This is a genomic window from Kocuria sabuli (genome assembly GCF_040981185.1).
GTDB classification, from domain to species: Bacteria; Actinomycetota; Actinomycetes; order Actinomycetales; family Micrococcaceae; genus Kocuria; species Kocuria sabuli.
The window spans coordinates 197,716-213,929 of sequence record NZ_JAVHZE010000001.1 but is presented as its reverse complement, the minus strand read 5'-3'; the positions used below and the strand labels follow the sequence as shown (position 1 = coordinate 213,929).

Annotated in this window: 15 protein-coding genes; 10 read left to right on the top strand and 5 right to left on the bottom strand. The window is 74.4% G+C overall.

Annotated elements, in window-relative coordinates:
• Positions 1–111: 111 nt before the first annotated feature.
• From RE027_RS00985 to RE027_RS00960, 6 genes are all read left to right on the top strand, one after another.
• Positions 112–1,242 (top strand): glutamate--cysteine ligase, encoded by a 1,131-nt coding sequence (locus RE027_RS00985; RefSeq protein WP_368806368.1) that lies wholly within the window; start codon positions 112–114, stop codon positions 1,240–1,242.
• Entirely contained in the window at positions 1,239–2,114 is an 876-nt protein-coding gene (locus tag RE027_RS00980; RefSeq protein WP_368806367.1) for an alpha/beta fold hydrolase, read from the top strand. The genes RE027_RS00985 and RE027_RS00980 overlap by 4 nt, the downstream gene beginning before the upstream one ends.
• The gene (locus tag RE027_RS00975; protein WP_368806366.1) at positions 2,111–2,836 is read left to right on the top strand and encodes an esterase/lipase family protein; all 726 of its coding nucleotides are present in this window, start codon (positions 2,111–2,113) and stop codon (positions 2,834–2,836) included. Before RE027_RS00980 ends, RE027_RS00975 begins: the two co-directional genes overlap by 4 nt.
• Before the next feature lie 80 nt (positions 2,837–2,916).
• Positions 2,917–3,186, top strand: a complete 270-nt coding sequence (locus RE027_RS00970) for an SHOCT domain-containing protein (protein ID WP_368806365.1) — start codon at positions 2,917–2,919, stop codon at positions 3,184–3,186.
• A gap of 125 nt (positions 3,187–3,311) precedes the next feature.
• Positions 3,312–3,506, top strand: coding sequence for a DUF2795 domain-containing protein (locus RE027_RS00965; RefSeq protein WP_368806364.1), 195 nt, complete (start codon positions 3,312–3,314; stop codon positions 3,504–3,506).
• Between the two features lie 247 nt (positions 3,507–3,753).
• Positions 3,754–4,161: a four-helix bundle copper-binding protein gene (locus RE027_RS00960; protein WP_368806363.1), complete on the top strand. Its 408-nt coding sequence runs from the start codon at positions 3,754–3,756 to the stop codon at positions 4,159–4,161.
• Between the two features lie 93 nt (positions 4,162–4,254).
• Here RE027_RS00960 and gnd read toward each other — a convergent pair whose 3' ends face one another.
• Both gnd and RE027_RS00950 read right to left on the bottom strand, forming a co-directional pair.
• A complete protein-coding gene (gene gnd / locus RE027_RS00955) occupies positions 4,255–5,193 on the bottom strand; it encodes a phosphogluconate dehydrogenase (NAD(+)-dependent, decarboxylating) (RefSeq protein WP_368806362.1) in 939 nt (312 codons plus the stop codon).
• Positions 5,194–5,435: 242 nt separating this feature from the next.
• Complete coding sequence (locus RE027_RS00950; RefSeq protein ID WP_368806361.1) at positions 5,436–6,836, bottom strand: glucose-6-phosphate dehydrogenase; 1,401 nt, start codon at positions 6,834–6,836, stop codon at positions 5,436–5,438.
• Between the two features lie 60 nt (positions 6,837–6,896).
• On the opposite strand from RE027_RS00950, the gene RE027_RS00945 reads away from it, so the two are divergent.
• Positions 6,897–8,798: a glycoside hydrolase family 15 protein gene (locus RE027_RS00945; RefSeq protein ID WP_368806360.1), complete on the top strand. Its 1,902-nt coding sequence runs from the start codon at positions 6,897–6,899 to the stop codon at positions 8,796–8,798.
• 51 nt (positions 8,799–8,849) lie between these two features.
• On the opposite strand, the gene RE027_RS00940 is transcribed toward RE027_RS00945, so the two are convergent.
• Positions 8,850–9,395: a DUF421 domain-containing protein gene (locus tag RE027_RS00940; RefSeq protein WP_368806359.1), complete on the bottom strand. Its 546-nt coding sequence runs from the start codon at positions 9,393–9,395 to the stop codon at positions 8,850–8,852.
• Positions 9,396–9,440: 45 nt separating this feature from the next.
• On the bottom strand, positions 9,441–10,688 hold the full coding sequence (locus RE027_RS00935; RefSeq protein WP_368806358.1) for a cation:proton antiporter domain-containing protein: 1,248 nt from the start codon (positions 10,686–10,688) through the stop codon (positions 9,441–9,443).
• Between the two features lie 162 nt (positions 10,689–10,850).
• Between RE027_RS00935 and RE027_RS00930 the strand changes: the two genes are divergently transcribed.
• From RE027_RS00930 to RE027_RS00920, 3 genes are all read left to right on the top strand, one after another.
• The gene (locus RE027_RS00930; RefSeq protein WP_368806357.1) at positions 10,851–11,726 is read left to right on the top strand and encodes a potassium channel family protein; all 876 of its coding nucleotides are present in this window, start codon (positions 10,851–10,853) and stop codon (positions 11,724–11,726) included.
• A 135-nt stretch (positions 11,727–11,861) separates the two neighbouring features.
• Positions 11,862–13,625 carry a dynamin family protein gene (locus tag RE027_RS00925; RefSeq protein WP_368806356.1) on the top strand — a complete coding sequence of 588 codons (1,764 nt, stop codon included), beginning with the start codon at positions 11,862–11,864 and terminating at the stop codon, positions 13,623–13,625.
• Complete coding sequence (locus RE027_RS00920) at positions 13,622–15,310, top strand: dynamin family protein (RefSeq protein ID WP_368806355.1); 1,689 nt, start codon at positions 13,622–13,624, stop codon at positions 15,308–15,310. Before RE027_RS00925 ends, RE027_RS00920 begins: the two co-directional genes overlap by 4 nt.
• Positions 15,311–15,333: 23 nt before the next feature.
• Here RE027_RS00920 and RE027_RS00915 read toward each other — a convergent pair whose 3' ends face one another.
• The gene (locus tag RE027_RS00915; protein ID WP_368806354.1) at positions 15,334–16,146 is read right to left on the bottom strand and encodes an IclR family transcriptional regulator; all 813 of its coding nucleotides are present in this window, start codon (positions 16,144–16,146) and stop codon (positions 15,334–15,336) included.
• Between the last annotated feature and the right edge of the window lie 68 nt (positions 16,147–16,214).

The following is a 16,214-nucleotide window of genomic DNA, read 5'->3' as shown; positions in this document are numbered from 1 at the left end:
CGGCCGCCGGGAGCCGGGTGCTACGCTCCGAAGTGCTCGACGACACCGTGTGACAGACCCCGGCGCGCGCACCCGCGCCGGGGCCCCCGACCTCGGATGGAGGTGCTCAGCATGCCCCCGCACCCAGCCCCGGCCGGGACCGACGGACCCGGCCGCACCTTCGGCGTGGAGGAGGAGCTGCTCCTCGTGGACGCCGGGACCCTCGAGCCCGTGGCGCTGAGCCGCGGCGTGGTGGGGGACCAGGACCGGCCTCCCGAGCCGTCCGGGCACCGGATCAGCACCGAGCTGCAGCAGGAGCAGATCGAGGTCGCGGGGCCGCCGGTGACCGGGGTCGCGGACCAGCTCGCGGTCATCCGCCAGGGCCGGACCCTGGTCGACGCCGCCGCGCGCCGCGCCGGCGCCCGGGCCGTGGCCCTGGCGTCACCGGTCTTCCCGGACCGCCCGCACCTCGTGCCCCGTCCCCGCTACCGCTGGCTCCGCGAGCGCTACGGCGCGGTCGCCGACGAGCAGCTGACCTGCGGGCTGCACGTCCACGTGGGGATCTCCGGTCCCGACGAGGGCGTCGCCGTGCTGGACCGGATCCGGGGCTGGCTGCCGGTGCTGCTGGGGCTCAGCGCGAACTCGCCGTTCTGGTACGGACTGGACACCGGCTACGGCAGCTACCGGTACCAGACGTGGACGCGCTGGCCCACGGCCGGCCCCGACGAGCTGCTGGGCACCCCCGGGGAGTACGAGCGCCGGTGCGAGGCACTGCTCCGCGCCGGGGCGGCCCTGGACCGCGGCATGCTCTACTTCGACGCCCGGCTCTCCGCCCGGTACCCCACCGTGGAGATCCGGATCGCGGACGTCTGCCTCGAGGCCGAGCACACCGCGGCGCTGGCGGCCCTGGCCCGTGCCCTGGTCGAGACGGCGGCCGGGCAGTGGCGTGCCGGGGTCCCGGCCCCGCGGACCGGCGTGGGACAGCTGCGCGCGTGGTCGTGGCAGGCCAGCGCCGCAGGGCTCGACGGAGCGCTGGTCAGCCCGGCCTCCGGAGCACCCGCGCCCGCGGCGGACGTCGTGGCCGAGCTCCTCGAGCACGTGCGCCCGGCCCTCGAGGAGCTCGGCGAGCAGGACTTCGTGACCGGCGTGGCGGCGGACGTGCTCCGGGAGGGCACCGGGGCCCGGCGCCAGCGCGAGGCCTGGGCCGCCCGGCAGGACCCGCACGACGTCGTGCGGTCGGCCGTCGAGGCGACCCACCGGTGAGCGCCGGCGCCGCCCCCGGGGGGAGCGCGGAGAGCCCGGGCCCCGGCCGGGCCGCCGCAGGACGGCGCGCGGCGCGGCCCGGGCGGGTCCGGCGGCACCCCGCGCTCCAGCGGCGACGCGTCGTCGTCGGGCCCCACGCGGTGGACGTGCGCGGGACCTTCGACCCTGCGCTGCCGCCGGTGGTCCTCGTGCACGGCATCGGGATGTCGGGGGCCTACCTGCTGCGCCTCGCGGACGAGCTGGCCGCCACCCGGGACGTGTACGCGCTCGACCTCCCGGGCTACGGGACGGCCCCGAAGCCGCGGCGTCCCCTCTCGGTGCCCGAGCTGGGGGAGGCCGCCGCGGGGGCGATCGCGGCGCTGGGGCTGTCGGGGCCCGTCGCGGTCGGCCACTCCATGGGCTGCCAGATCGTCGTGGACGCGGTCAAGGACCATCCGGGGCTGTGCTCCGGCTACGTCCTGATCGGGCCGACCGTGGACCCGCGGGCCCGCAGCCTGCCGGGCCAGGCGTGGCGGCTGCTGCGGGACACGCTGCGCGAGCCGCTGCCGACCAACGCCGTGATCCTGCGCGACTACCTGCGGATGGGCCCGCTCCGCTACCTCCGCACGACCCGGCACATGCTCGCCGACCGGGTCGAGGAGGACATCCGGGGCTGCGCGGCCCCGGGGCTGGTCGTCCGGGGGGAGCGTGACCCCATCGCACCCCGCGACTGGGCGCTGCGCCTGGCCCGGGAGGCCCCCGACGCCGGCTTCCTCGAGCTCCCCGGCGCCCCGCACAACGCCCAGCACACCGACCCGAAGGAGCTCGCCGCAGCATGCGCCCCTTTCCTCGACGCCTGCCGACCCGCTCACCGTCCGGACGTCCCGGCGTGATCCCGCACCGGGTGACCGAGGCGGGGGCGAACCTCGCCGCCTGGGCGCAGGACTACGCCTACGCGCTCCGGTGGCAGGCGGCCGGGCTCCTCGGCCGGTGGGACCCCGCCCACTACCGGGCCCCGGCGGACCCGGCCCGGACACCGGTCGTGCTCATCCCCGGCATCTACGAGTCGTGGACCTTCCTGCTGCCCGTGGCGGGTCTGCTGCGGGAGCACGGGCACGACGTCCACGTGGTCGAGGACCTGAAGTTCAACACCGGCACCATCGAGGAGATGGCCGGGCTGGTCGACGCGCACCTGCGCGCGGCGGGCCTCGAGCGGTGCGTGCTGGTGGCGCACAGCAAGGGCGGGCTGATCGGCAAGCAGCTCCTGGCCCACCACAACGGCAGCGCCGTGATCCACGGCCTCGTGGCGGTCAACACCCCGTTCTCCGGGTCCGAGCTGGCCCGGCTGCTGCCCCTGTCCACGATCCGGGTGTTCCTGCCGCACTCCCCGGAGCTGACCGCGCTGACCACGCACCAGGCGGTGAACCGGGACATCGTCTCCATCTACGGCCGCTTCGACCCGCACATCCCCGGCGGCAGCCGGCTGGAGGGAGCGCGCAACGTCCAGCTCGGGACCCGCGGGCACTTCCTGCCCCTGAGCGATCCCCGGGTGCACGGGGCCATCCTCGACGGGATCCGTGCTCTCACCCGCGACGACGTCGGGGGCAGCTGGTAGCCTCACGCCATCGTCCGCCCCGCGGCGGAGCACACCGAGGCGCGGGGGACGACGTCGGAGGGATCGGTGGGACCGTGGTCGTGCTGGGACTGACGCCCTTCCAGGGCTGGGAAGCGGTGTCCTGGGTGCTCCTGCTCCTCACCGCCGGGTGGGCGGTGATCCGGCTCGTGCGCTGGTTCGTGCTGCGCTACGGGGGCAACACCCGGTGGGGCCGCCGGGCGCGCACCCGGCTGGGACTGCGCCGGGCCCGCGACGGGCTGCTGGAACGCCACGCCCGGGGCGAGCTCACCGAGGCGGAGTACCGGGAACGGCTGCGCATCCTGGACCAGGAGGGCCGCCCCGGTCCGTGAGGGCGCCGCGGCCCGTGCCCGGCACCCGCGGCGGGGCTGACGGACGGGAAGCAGGCTGACAGACTGGAACTGTCCGTGTCCTGCCGCACCGGCAGGACGAGACCTCGCGACGACAAGGAGCCCCCATGTCCGACAAGCCCGACCCCATCGAGCTGCAGAAGCACCTCAGCGGCCTGGACTACCCGGTCAGCAAGGACGAGGTCGTGCAGAAGGCCCAGGACTCCGGTGCGGACGACTCGATCCTCGAGGCCCTGCGCAGCCTCCCGGAGCGGCAGTACGAGAAGCCCACCCACGTGACCGAGGCCGTCTTCGGCGAGTAGGTCCGCACGGCCCCGTTGCGCCCGGGGCGACGAGGACCACGGCCCCGTGGCGCGCCCCGCGCCACGGGGCCGACGCCGTCCGCCGGGCCGCCCGCGGGCTTCATCGAATCTTCAGGCCGGCGGGGTTCATCCGGCGAAAAGAACAGGTTACCGTCGGTCCTGTGAGGCGCGGCACCCCACGCGCCCGGACCAGCACCGCAGGACGGGTGGCCGCGACCGGCCGCCGATCGGACGAAGGAGCGAGACCATGACCCATGTGACATCGATGCTCGAGACCTACCCGAAGGACCTCGGCGGGGTGGACCAGCAGAAGCTGGCCGAGTGCATCGCCGCGTGCTTCGAGTGCGCCCAGACCTGCACGGCCTGCGCGGACGCGTGCCTGTCCGAGGACATGGTCGCGGAGCTGACCAAGTGCATCCGCACCAACCTGGACTGCGCGGACATCTGCGCCACCACCGGCAACGTGCTCTCCCGGCACACGGGCTACGACGCCGATCTCACCCGCACGGTGCTCCAGGCCTGCCAGGCGGCCTGCAAGGCCTGCGGCGACGAGTGCGCCCAGCACGCCGAGATGCACGAGCACTGCCGGGTCTGCGCGGAGGCGTGCCGCCGTTGCGAACAGGCCTGCGCCGACCTGATCAGCTCCCTGGGCTGAACCCGGCGACACGGAGGGGCCCGTCCGGAGGACGGGCCCCTCCGGCCCCGTCCGGGCCGTGGCACGGACCGACCCCGCCGGGGACGACCGCGCCTACTGCTCCGCGGGGTGGGCCGGTTCCTCGCCGGGGGCGGACTCGACGTGCTCGGGGGCGGCGTCCACGTCCCGGACCGTGTGCCCGCCGAACTGGTTGCGCATCGCCGCGATCATCTTCATCGCCGGGGCCTCGTCCTGCCGGGAGGTGAACCGGGCGAACAGGGCGTTGGAGATGTTGGGCACCGGCACGGCGAGGTCCAGGGCGGCCTCGACCGTCCACCGGCCCTCGCCGGAGTCCTCGGCGTAGCCCCTGAGCCCGTCCAGGTGCTCGTCCTCGTTCAGCGCGTTCACCGCGAGGTCCAGCAGCCAGGACTTGATCACCGATCCCTCGCGCCAGGAGTTGAAGGTCTCCCGCACCGAGCGGACGTGACCGGCGGCCTCGAGCAGCTCCCAGCCCTCGGCGTAGGCCTGCATGATGGCGTACTCGATGCCGTTGTGGACCATCTTGGCGAAGTGGCCCGCACCGTGCTCGCCGGCGTGGACGAAGCCGAACTCGCCCGCCGGTTTGAGCGATTCGAAGATGGGCTGCACCTTGGCCACGGTGCCGTCGTCCCCGCCCACCATGAGGGCATAGCCCTGCGTGATCCCCCACACGCCGCCGGAGACCCCGCAGTCCAGGTACTCGATGCCCCGGCCCGCCAGTTTCTCCGCGCGGGGACCGTCGTGGGTCCACCGGGAGTTGCCACCGTCGATGAGCACGTCGCCCTCGCCCAGCACACCGGCCAGCTCGTCGATCACGGTGTCCACCACCGTGTCCGGCACCATGATCCACACGACCCGGGGCGTGCTGTCGATCTGCTCCACCATGCCGGTGAGGCTGGCCGCGTCGGAGAGCTCGGGGTCGGTGTCGAAGCCGATCACCGTGTGCCCGGCCTGGCGCAGCCGTTCGCGCATGTTGCCGCCCATCTTGCCCAGTCCTACGAGTCCCATCTGCATGGTGCGCTCCCTCGTCCGTCGTCCGAACGGGCATCGGCTGGGCCGGCCCCGCCGCGGAGGGTGCCGCGCCGGGGCGCTCCTCCTCCACCGGGTGCCGCCGTCGCGGGCCTGCCCGCCCCGGGTGCTCCACACGGTCTCACGGTCCGACGCCTCCTGCCACCCCCCCCGGGGCGCAGGCAACGCGCGGAGCGTGGGCCGGGGCCGTGCGGTCGGTCCCGACCGGTGGCACGGGCGCCGGGGACTCAGTCCCGGGGATGGGTGGAGCGCCACGTCGGGGGGCCCGCCGAGCCCGCGGGGTACTCCTCCAGCGGGACCCGGCCGGTGCGCCAGGCGGCGCGGATCCCGTCGACCACCCGCCAGGCGTGCTCGGCCCCCTCGGCGCGGATGGACAGGGTGGGGTCGCGCCCGAGGATGCCGTGGAGGACCTCCCCGTACGGGTTGAGCCGGCCGGCGCCGAACCGGGTCTCCAACCGGGCACGGTCGGCCACGAACGGGTCGCCGGGGCCGTTGACGTTGAGCTCCAGGACCATGCCGTCGGGCCCCAGGCACAGGCGCAGCACGGTGGGCTCGATCCGTCCGTCCAGGCCGGCGGGCACGCGGGGCACGTCGCGGAAGGTGATGGCGACCTCCCGCCGTGCCCGGTCGAGGGCCTTTCCGGAGCGCAGGACGAAGGGGACCCCGGCCCACCGCCAGGTCGCCGCCTCCAGGGTCACCTCGGCCAGGGTCTCGGTCCCGCGCGCCGGGTCCACCCCGTCCTCGTCGGCGTAGGAGGGCAGACGGCGTCCGTCGACGGTGCCGGCGGTGTAGCGGGCGCGCCGGCCGGCGCGGACGGGGTCGCCGGCCCAGGGGCGCACGGCCCGCAGGGCCTCCGCCTTGACGGCCCGCAGGTCGGCGGCCTCGATCGAGACCGGGGCGTCCATGGTGACCAGCGCCATGACCTGCAGCAGGTGGGACTGGATCATGTCCACCAGCGCCCCCGCGCGGTCGTAGTAGCCGGCGCGGTTCTCCAGACCCAGCTCCTCGTCGTAGACGATCTCCACGGACTCGATGTGGTCGCGGTTCCACAGCGGCTCGAACAAGCGGTTGGTGAAGCGCAGTCCCAGCACGTTGAGCACGGTGGACTTGCCGAGGAAGTGGTCGACCCGGAAGATCTGGTCCTCCGGCACCAGGGCGGTGATCCGCCGGTTGAGCTGCGCCGCACTCTCACGGTCCACACCGAAGGGCTTCTCCAGGGCCAGCATGGTGCCCTCGGGCAGCGGCACCTGGTGCAGGGCGTGCACGGCCCGCGCGGTCACGGCCGGGGGCAGGGCGAAGTACAGGGCGGGGATCCCGTCGGCCGCCCCGAGCAGCCGCCGCAGATCCTCGGGGGAGCTCGCGTCGGTGACGAGGTAGCCGGTGTGCGCGAGGGCGTGCTCCACGGCCGCGCCGGTGGCCTCGACGGTGTCGAAGGCCTCCCGGACGGTGCGGGTCCACCGGTCGTCGTCCAGGGCGGGCAGGTCCGCCCCGATGAGCGTGATGCGGCGGTCGGGCTGCTCGGTGAGCAGCCGGCCCAGTCCCGGCAGCAGCAGCCGGGAGGTGAGGTCGCCGGTGGCGCCGAGGACGACGAGTGTTCCGATGTTCTCCTGGCCGCTGTCCGTCTCCATGCCTGCACGCTACGCCGCCCGGCTCTGGGTGTCGCGGGGCACGACTGGTTGAATGGGGCCATGGGAGACCGGGCCGCCGAGCACGCATCCACACCGCTGGAGGACTACGCCCTGCTGTCGGACCTGCACACCGGCCCGCTGGTGTCGCGGGACGGCAGCGTCGACTGGCTGTGCTTCCCGCGCTTCGACTCCCCGTCGGTGTTCGCCGCCCTGCTCGGCACCCCGGAGGACGGCCGGTGGAGGATCTCCGCCGTGGACGGCGAGGTCGCGCACCGCCGGTACCTGCCGCGCACGTTCGTGCTCGAGACGACCTGGCGCACCCCCACCGGCACGCTCGTGGTGACCGACTTCCTGCCTCCGGGCAGCGACCAGGCCGATCTGATCCGGCGGGTCGAGTGCACCCAGGGGCAGGTGGAGGTCGAGCACGACCTGCGGATCCGCTTCGACTACAACCGGGCCAAGCCCTGGACCCGGCGCGTCGAGCCGGAGGGGACCGCCCGCCACGGCCTGCTGTCGGTGGCGGGCCCGGACGGGCTGCTGCTGGCCGGCCCGCTGCTGCACCCCCACGACGCGCAGCAGCACAAGCCGCAGGCCGGGATGGAGGAGCGCCACGAGGCCTCCCCGAAGGGGCACCCCGACGACTACCAGGGGGCGGTCGCCGACCGGCTCAGCGGGGTGTTCCCGCTGTCCGCGGGCGAATCGCTGGACTGGGTGCTGACGTGGCACCTGTCCCACCAGTACCCGCCCACCCCGGAGGACCCGCAGGAAGCCCTCGACCGCACCCTGGAGTACTGGAGGCAGTGGTCCGCCCGCGTGGACGCGGAGCAGGAGCACGGCCGGACCGTGCTGCGCTCGCTGCTGGTGCTGCGGGCGCTGACCAACAGCGACACCGGAGGCATCGTGGCCGCGCCCACGACCTCCCTGCCCGAGGAGTTCGGCGGGATGCGCAACTGGGACTACCGGTACACGTGGCTGCGGGACGCCGCCCTGACCATCGAGACGCTCGTCGCCCACGACTTCACCGACGGGGCCCTGCTGTGGCGCGACTGGCTGCTGCGGGCCGTGGCCGGGCACCCCGACGACCTGCAGATCATGTACGGAGTGGCCGGGGAGCGCCAGCTCGACGAGTCCGAGCTCGGCCACCTCGCCGGCTACGAGGGCTCCACCCCGGTGCGGGTCGGCAACGGGGCCGTGGGCCAGTACCAGGCCGACGTGGTGGGGGAGGTCATGCTCGCCCTGGCCGCCCTGCGTGACGCCGGGATCGAGGAGGACGAGTTCTCCTGGGGGCTGCAGAAGAACCTGCTGCGCTTCTGCGAGGACAACTACGACCGGCGCGGGCACGGGATCTGGGAGATGCGCGGTGAGCCGGCGTTCTTCGTGCACGGGCGGGCCATGATGTGGGCGGCCTTCGACCAGGGCATCCGCGCGGTCGAGGAGCACGGGTTCGACGGACCCGTGGCGCAGTGGCGGACGCTGCGGGCGCGGCTCCACGAGGAGATCATGGCGCGTGGGTTCGACGAGGAGCTCGACTCCTTCACCCAGACCTACGAGAGCACCGAGGTGGACGCCTCCCTGCTGCAGCTGCCGCACACGGGGCTCGTGGCCTACGACGACCCGCGGATGCTGGGGACCGTGGCCCGGATCGAGAACGATCTGCAGGACGAGCACGGGCTGCTGCACCGGTACCGGACCGGGGCCGGGCTGGACGGTCTGGAGGGGGACGAGTACCCCTTCCTGATCTGCACGTTCTGGCTCGTGGAGCAGTACGCCTGCAGCGGCCGCACCGAGGACGCCGGCGCCCTGCTGGACCAGCTCACGGGCTACGCCAACGACCTGGGCCTGTTCGGCGAGGAGTACGACCCCGTCAGCGGACGGCTGGCGGGGAACTTCCCCCAGGCCTTCAGCCACCTGGGCTTCATCCGCGCCGTCGACGCCCTCGCCCGGGTCCGCGCGGCTTCCTGACCTCCCGGCCCGGGGCCCACCGCGCGCTCGGCCCGATGCCCGGACCCTCGGTCACGCGGGCTCCCGCCGCTCGTCCTCGCCCAGGGCCTCGATCCCGCGGATGTCCTCGAGCGCGGACCCGTCGCCGTACTTGCTCGACGTGATGACGCTGAGCTTGCCGTTGGTCTCGAGCACGACCGCCCGGACCTGGGAGAGGTCACCGGTGCCCTGCATCCGCACCGCCTGGCGCAGCTCCGACTCGGTGAGCCGGTTCCGGTGCAGGGCCTCGTGGCGGATCTCGCCGTCCGCGAGCAGCAGCGCGGGCTGCGAGGTGAAGATCCCCCGCGCCCGGGGCCACCGGGTCGAGATCCAGGCCACCAGCATCTGCAGCCCGGCCAGCAGGGCGAACGCGGTGAAGCCCTCCGCCCAGGAGACGTCGGTGCTCAGGAAGACGGTCGCGAGGGTGGAGCCGAGGGCCACCGTCACGATGAAGTCGAAGACGTTGAGCTGCGCGAGCGTGCGCTTGCCGGAGACCCGGAGGCACACGACGAGCGCGGCGTAGGCCGCCGCGCCGACCAGGATGATGCGCACGATCTGGGGCCAGCCGTCAAACCACACGGCGACCACCTCCCGGGCGGGCGACGGGGACGGTGCGGGACTCGCTCATGGGATGGTCTCCTCCTGTTGTTTCCGTTCCGGCTCCCGGTGCTGGAGCCAGGCGCTCAGCGGGGCCGTGGACAGTCCGTGGACCAGCACCGACAGGGTGACGGCCAGGGTGGTGTGGACGAAGATCTCGTGGTTGCCGGTGTGCCGCTCCGCGAGGGTCGCGTAGAACAGGGCGGAGACGCCGATGGGCCCGAACCAGCTCAGGAAGAACGTCTCGGACCGGTCGTGCACGCCCCGCAGCAGCGGCCGCAGCGCCCACAGGGCGACCAGCCGGCGGAGCAGCAGCGCGGCGGCGACGACCACGGGGGCCACCCAGCCCAGCCGCGCCCACTCCGCGACCGGCAGGGCCGTGCCGAGCAGCACGAAGACCGGCAACAGGAACAGCCGGGCGACGGCGTCCTGGACCTTGTCCTCCTGCGCCTCGTCGCGCTGGGGGATCACCTGGCCGAAGACGGCGACGCCGACGAAGACGGCCAGCAGGGCGTCGGTGCCCAGCAGCTTGCCGGTCCCGAGCACCCCGAGGGCCAGCGGCACGACGAACGCCAGGTAGGAGCTCTCCTCCATGAGCCCGTGCCGGCGGACGAGGACGAAGAGCTTGCCCAGCAGGAAGCCGGTCAGCGACCCGAAGACGGCGGCGCCGAGCACCTCCCACAGCAGGACCCTGGTCAGCAGCTCGTGCCAGGCCCGGTCCGGTGCCGTCAGCAGCAGCACCGGCAGGAGGACGAAGAGATAGGCCAGTCCGTCGTTGAGCCCGCTCTCGGCCGAGAGGTTGTGCCGGACCCGCTCGGGGACCTTCTCCTCGGCCAGGGACCCCGTGACGATGGGGGTCGTGACCACCGGATCGGTGGGGGTGAGGACCGCCCCGAGCAGCAGCGCCAGCAGGAACGGCACCCCGAGCGCCGCCCACAGGACGCCGGCGGCCACGGCGAGCATCAGCGCCATGCCGAGGCCGATGATGACGGTGATCCAGCGGACGTCGCGCCGCCAGTAGCCGTGCGGCAGCCGCAGGGCGACCCCGGCCAGCCCGACCGCCAGGGTGATCCGCGCGGCCTGCTCGAGCAGCGTGCCCGGTGGCAGGCCGAAGTCCTCGATCCGGACGAGGTCCAGCGCGAGCGGGCCGATCAGCGCGCCGAACGCCAGGGCGAGCAGGGGGCCGGGGAGGCTGATCCGCTGCAGCAGGGACGAGAAGGCCGAGATCAGCAGGACGGCACCGGCGAAGAGGGCCAGCACCAGGTCGATGTCCATGGGCGTCCTTCCGCGGGCGTCGGGGGAGGCGCGGCGCCGCTCCGGGCCGTGCGTGCCTACCGTAACCCTGCTGATGGTCCTCGGGGCAAGAACGGGCGCCCACCGGTGCCACCGGGTAGGGTCACGGAGGAAGCGGAGCGCGAGCGGGAACGGAGCCACGACGTGGACGTGCTGACGACGCTGCTGGGGATCGCGATCGTCCTGGTGGGCCTCTGGGACATGTACCACAGCCTGTTGCACCCCAGCGGCACGGGCGCCCTCGGGGGCCGGGTGCAGGCGGGCATCTGGTGGATCTCCCGGCGCACCGGGCACCGCTTCGGCTCCGCCGTGGGCCCGGGGTCGATGATCACGGTGGTCGTCCTGTGGGTGCTCCTGCAGGGGGTGGGCTGGGCGCTGGTCTACCTGCCGCACGTCCCCGGCGGCTTCACGTACTCGCCCGGGGTGGACCCGGCCGACTACCCCGACGTCGTCGGCGCCCTCTACATCTCGCTGGTGACGCTCGCGACGCTGGGCTTCGGGGACGTCGTGGCCACCAACCCCTGGATCCGGCTGGCCACCCCGCTCGAGGCGCTGACCGGGTTCGCCCTGCTCACGGCGGCCCTGACCTGGTTCACCCAGATCTATCCGCCCCTGTCCCGCCGCCGCTCCCTGGCGCTCGAACTGAAGTTCCTCGCCGAGGTCGACTACGCGGACGGGATCGTGGAGGAGCACCCCGTCACGGCGGCCCGGGTGCTGGACGGGCTGGCCGCCGAGGTGGCCAAGGCCCGGATCGACTTCACCCAGCACGGCGAGACCTACTACTTCCAGGAGGAGGACCCGGACCTCTCCCTGGCCCACCACCTGCCCTACGCGCTCGAGCTGCGCGACCGCGCCGTGGCGTCGCCCCACCCGCAGGTGCGCCGGAGCGCCCGCCGCCTGGGCCTGGCCCTGGAGCAGCTCGGGCTGAAGCTGCGGGAGGACTTCGTCTCCGCGGAGGAGACCCCCGAGGAGACCTTCGCCGCCTACGCGGCGGACCACCTGCGGGAGTCGAGCCGCTGACCGGTCCCGGGGACCAGGCCCCGGGGCACCCCGGTCGCGCGGAGCACGAAGGCCTTGACGTGCGCCCGGAGTGGGGGCCCGCGGACCGGCGGGGCGCCCGTAGATGCACAGCACACTGACTGGCACAATGAGCGGGTGACCGATCAGACAGAGATCCTCAGGGCCCTCGAGGACGCGCGGGGGCTGCTCTCGGAGTCGAGCCTCCCGCTGTCCACGACCAACGTGCTGCACGAGCGGGAGGACATCGACCGGGCGGTCGCCCAGCTGGACGACTACGTCCTGCCCCGGGTGCGCTCCCTCGACGCCCCGCTGCTCGCGGTGGTCGGCGGATCGACGGGCGCCGGCAAGTCCACCCTGGTCAACGCGCTCGTGGGCCACCCCGTGACCCGCGCCGGGGCGATCCGCCCGACCACCCGCCAGCCCATCCTGGTGCACCACCCGCGCGACGCGGAGGCGTTCTCGACGCAGCGGGTGCTCCCGCACCTGAGCCGCATCCACGCGCGGAAGGTCACCCCGCCGGGCTCGACCGCCGCGGACACCGCGTCCCCGTCCGCGCTGCCGGGCACCGCGGACGGCCAGGCCCTCGTGCTCCTGGCCGAGCCGCGCATCCCCGAGGGCGTCGCCCTGCTCGACGCCCCGGACGTCGACTCGATCTCCGACGAGAACCGCCGGCTCGCCGGTCAGCTGCTCGCCGCCGCCGACCTCTGGCTGTTCGTCACGACCGCCAACCGCTACGCGGACGCCGTCCCGTGGCGGCTGCTCGTGGAGGCCGCCGCGCGGGACATCACCGTGGCCGTGGTCCTCGACCGAGTCCCGCCGGGGCTCGAGGCCGAGATCGAGGAGGACCTCCGCCGGATGCTCGACGGCCAGGGACTCGGCGAGGCCCCGGTGTTCGTGGTCCCGGAGTCGCCGCTCAACGAGACCGGCATGCTCCCGCCCTCCGTCGTCGACCCGGTCACGGACTTCCTCGCCGAGCTCGGGCGCGACGCGGCCTCGCGCTCGGAGATCGCCCGGCGGACCCTCGGTGGCGCGGTGCGCTCCATCGCCGAGCGCACCGACGCCGCCGGCGACGCCGTGCTCTCCCAGCAGCGGGTCGAGGCGCAGCTGCGCCACGACGTGGACCGGGCCTTCGAGGAGGCGCTGGCCGCCGTCATCGACTCGACCCGGGACGGCACCCTGCTGCGCGGCGAGGTCCTCGCCCGCTGGCAGGACTTCGTGGGCACCGGCGAGTTCTTCCGCAGCCTCGAGGCCGGCATCGGACGGGCGCGGGACCGTCTCACCGCCTTCTTCAGCGGCAAGCCGGCCCCCGAGGTCCAGGTCGAGGAGGCCATCGAGACCGGCCTGCAGACCGTCATCGTCGAGGAGGCCGCCCGCGCGTCCGAGACCGCGGAGCGCCGCTGGCAGGACGAGACGGCCGGCCGGGTGCTGCTGGGCGGCTCCGACCTGGGCTCCCTGCCCCCGGACTTCCGGGAGCGCGCGGCCGCGCAGGTCCGGGCCTGGCAGGGCGACCTCATGGAGCTGATCCAGCGCGAGGGCGCGGACAAGCGCACGAAGGCGCGGGCCATGTCGCTCGGCGTCAACGCGCTGACCGTCGTGCTGATGATCGGCGTGTTCTCCATGACGGGCGGGCTGACCGGCCTGGAGGTCGGCATCGCCGGCGGCTCCGGCGTGGTGGGCACCAAGCTGCTCGAGGCCGTGTTCGGCGAGGACGCCGTGCGGCGGATGGCCGAGGAGGCCCGCCGGAACCTCGAGTCCCGCATCCACACCCTGCTGGACGAGCAGGCGGGCGTGTTCCTGCGGCGCCTCGACGTCCTGGACGGGCACCCGGAGGCGAACGAGCTGAAGGCCGTGGCCGAGCGCATCCGCGCCGCCGGCCGGGCCCTGGGAGAGGACCGGTGAGCCCCTCCCGCCGACCGTCCCCGACCCTGTCCGAGCGGCTGTCCGCGCTCGCCCGCGCCACGGACCTCGCCGAGGGGCGGCTGGACGACGAGGCCGTGACGGTGTCCCGCACCGTGCTCGACCGCGCCGCCGAGCGCCGTTCGCTGTCCGCCGACCACACCGTGGTGGGCTTCTTCGGGGCCACCGGCTCCGGGAAGTCCACGCTGTTCAACGCCGTGGTGGGCCGCGACATCGCCCGCGCCGCCGCCCGCCGGCCCACCACCTCCGAGCCGCTGGCCGCGGTCTGGGGGGAGCCCGGCAGCGAGGCCCTGCTGGACTGGCTGGACGTCTCCCAGCGCCACCGGGTCGACACGCCCCTGCCCACCGGGCAGGAGGACACCGGGCGGTGGAGCCGCGTCAGGGAGCGGATCGCGGGCGGGCCGGCCCCCGAGGCACCGGGCGGTCTCATCCTGCTGGACCTGCCGGACTTCGACTCGGTCAGCCTGCACCACCGCACGGTCGTGCAGCGGCTGGTCGGGATGGTCGACGTGGTGGTGTGGGTCGTGGACCCGCAGAAGTACGCGGACGCGATCATCCACCAGGAGTTCATCGCCCCGCTCGCCCGGCACGGCGCGGTCACCATGGTCGTGATGAACCAGGTGGACCGGCTGCCCGCCGCCGAGGTTCCCGCCGTGATGGCGTCCCTCGCCGAGCTCGTGGCCCAGGACGGGCTGCCCACCACCGGGCTGTCGAAGCCCGTGGCCGTCTCCGCGGTGACGGGGGAGGGCGTCGAGGCGCTGCGCTCCCGGATCCGCCAGGTGGCGGACTCGAAGGCGGCGGCCGGGGCGCGCCTCGACGCCGACGTCACCGACGCCGCCGAACGGCTCGCGCGGGCCTCCGGCGAGGGCGAGCCCGCCGGGATCACGGAGCAGGCGCAGGAGAGGCTCACCGACGGCCTGGCCCAGGCCGCCAACGTGCCCGGCATCGCCCGCGCCGCCGGGAGGTCCTACGCCCTGCACGCCACCGGGCACACCGGGTGGATCGCCACCCGGTGGCTGCTGAAGTTCCGCAAGGACCCGATGCGGCGGCTCAACCTGGACCGCGGGGACTCCGTGAACCCGGAGGTGAACCGGACGTCGCTGCCGCCGATGGGCGCGGCCCAGCGCGCGGCCGCCGACTCCGCGGTGCGCACCTTCGCCCACGACGCCGCGGCGGGCGCCGCCGAGCCGTGGACCCGGTCGGTGCGCCAGGCCGCCCGCGCCCACGAGACCCGGCTGCCGGACGCGATCGACCAGGCCATCGCCGGCACCGACTTCCGGGCGCGGAGGAGCTCCTGGTGGTGGTTCGTCTTCGACGTGCTGCAGTGGATCGCGATGCTCGCCGTGGTGGGCGGCCTCGTCTGGCTGCTGGTGCTGTTCCTGCTCGAGTGGTTCCAGGTCCCGGTGCCCCCGCCGCCCTACGTCGAGGGGTTCCCGCTGCCCGTGCCCACGCTGCTCGTGCTCGCCGGGGTGGTGGCGGGGCTCTTCCTCGCCCTGACCGGCCGGATCCTCGCCGGCTTCGGCGCCCGGCTGCGCGAGCGCACCGTGCGGCGGAAGCTGCGGGCGTCGGTGGGCGAGGCCGGGCGGCGCACCGTCGTCGAGCCCGTGCGGGCGGAGCTCGGGACCTTCGCCGCCTTCCGGGAGGCGCTCGCCGTGCTGCGCGGCTGAGCCCCGCCGGCCGGCGCACGGTGCTACTGGACGGTGGCCCGCACCGCCTCGGTGAGCTGGCGGGCGGCCTGCACCACGACCTCCGCGTGCAGGCGCCCGGGCTGGCGGGTGAGCCGCTCGATCGGCCCGGAGATCGACACCGCCGCGATCACGCGCCCCGACGGGCCCCGCACGGGGGCGGAGACCGAGGCGATGCCCGGTTCCCGCTCGCCCAGCGACTGGGCCCAGCCCCGGCGCCGCACCCCGGCCAGCACCGTGGCGGAGAACCGCGCGTGGCGCAGGCCCTCGAGCAGCCGGTCGTGGTCCTCCCACGCGACCAGCACCTGCGCGGCCGAGCCGGCCTTCATCGACAGCTGCGTGCCCACGGGGATCGTGTCCCGCAGCCCGATCGGCCGCTCGGCGGAGGCCACGCACACGCGCCAGTCGCCCTGCCGGCGGAAGATCTGCGCCGACTCCCCGGTGGCGTCCCGCAGGTTCACGAGCACGGGGCCCGCGGCGGCGATCAGCCGGTCCTCGCCGGCCGCGGAGGCCAGCTCCACGAGCCGGGACCCCAGGACGAAGCGGCCCTGGATGTCCCGGCCCACGAACCTGTGGTGGGCGAGCGCCACGGCCAGCCGGTGCACGGTGGGCCGGGCGAGACCGGTGGCGCTCACGAGCTGCGCCAGGGACGCCGGGCCGGCCTCGAGGGCGTCGAGGATCATCGAGGCCTTGTCCACGACCCCCACCCCGCTGGGGGACGCGGAGGAGCTCAGCAGCAGGGCCTCGCCGGTGCCCTGCCCCCCGAGCGGCGTGCCCAGGGGGGCGCCCGACGGGTCCATGTGTCCTGATGTGTCCATGCTCTGATATTGGCGTCTCAGAATGTGAGAAGCAAGCCGCAGAGCTGGCCACCTCCGAATCCCGCCCG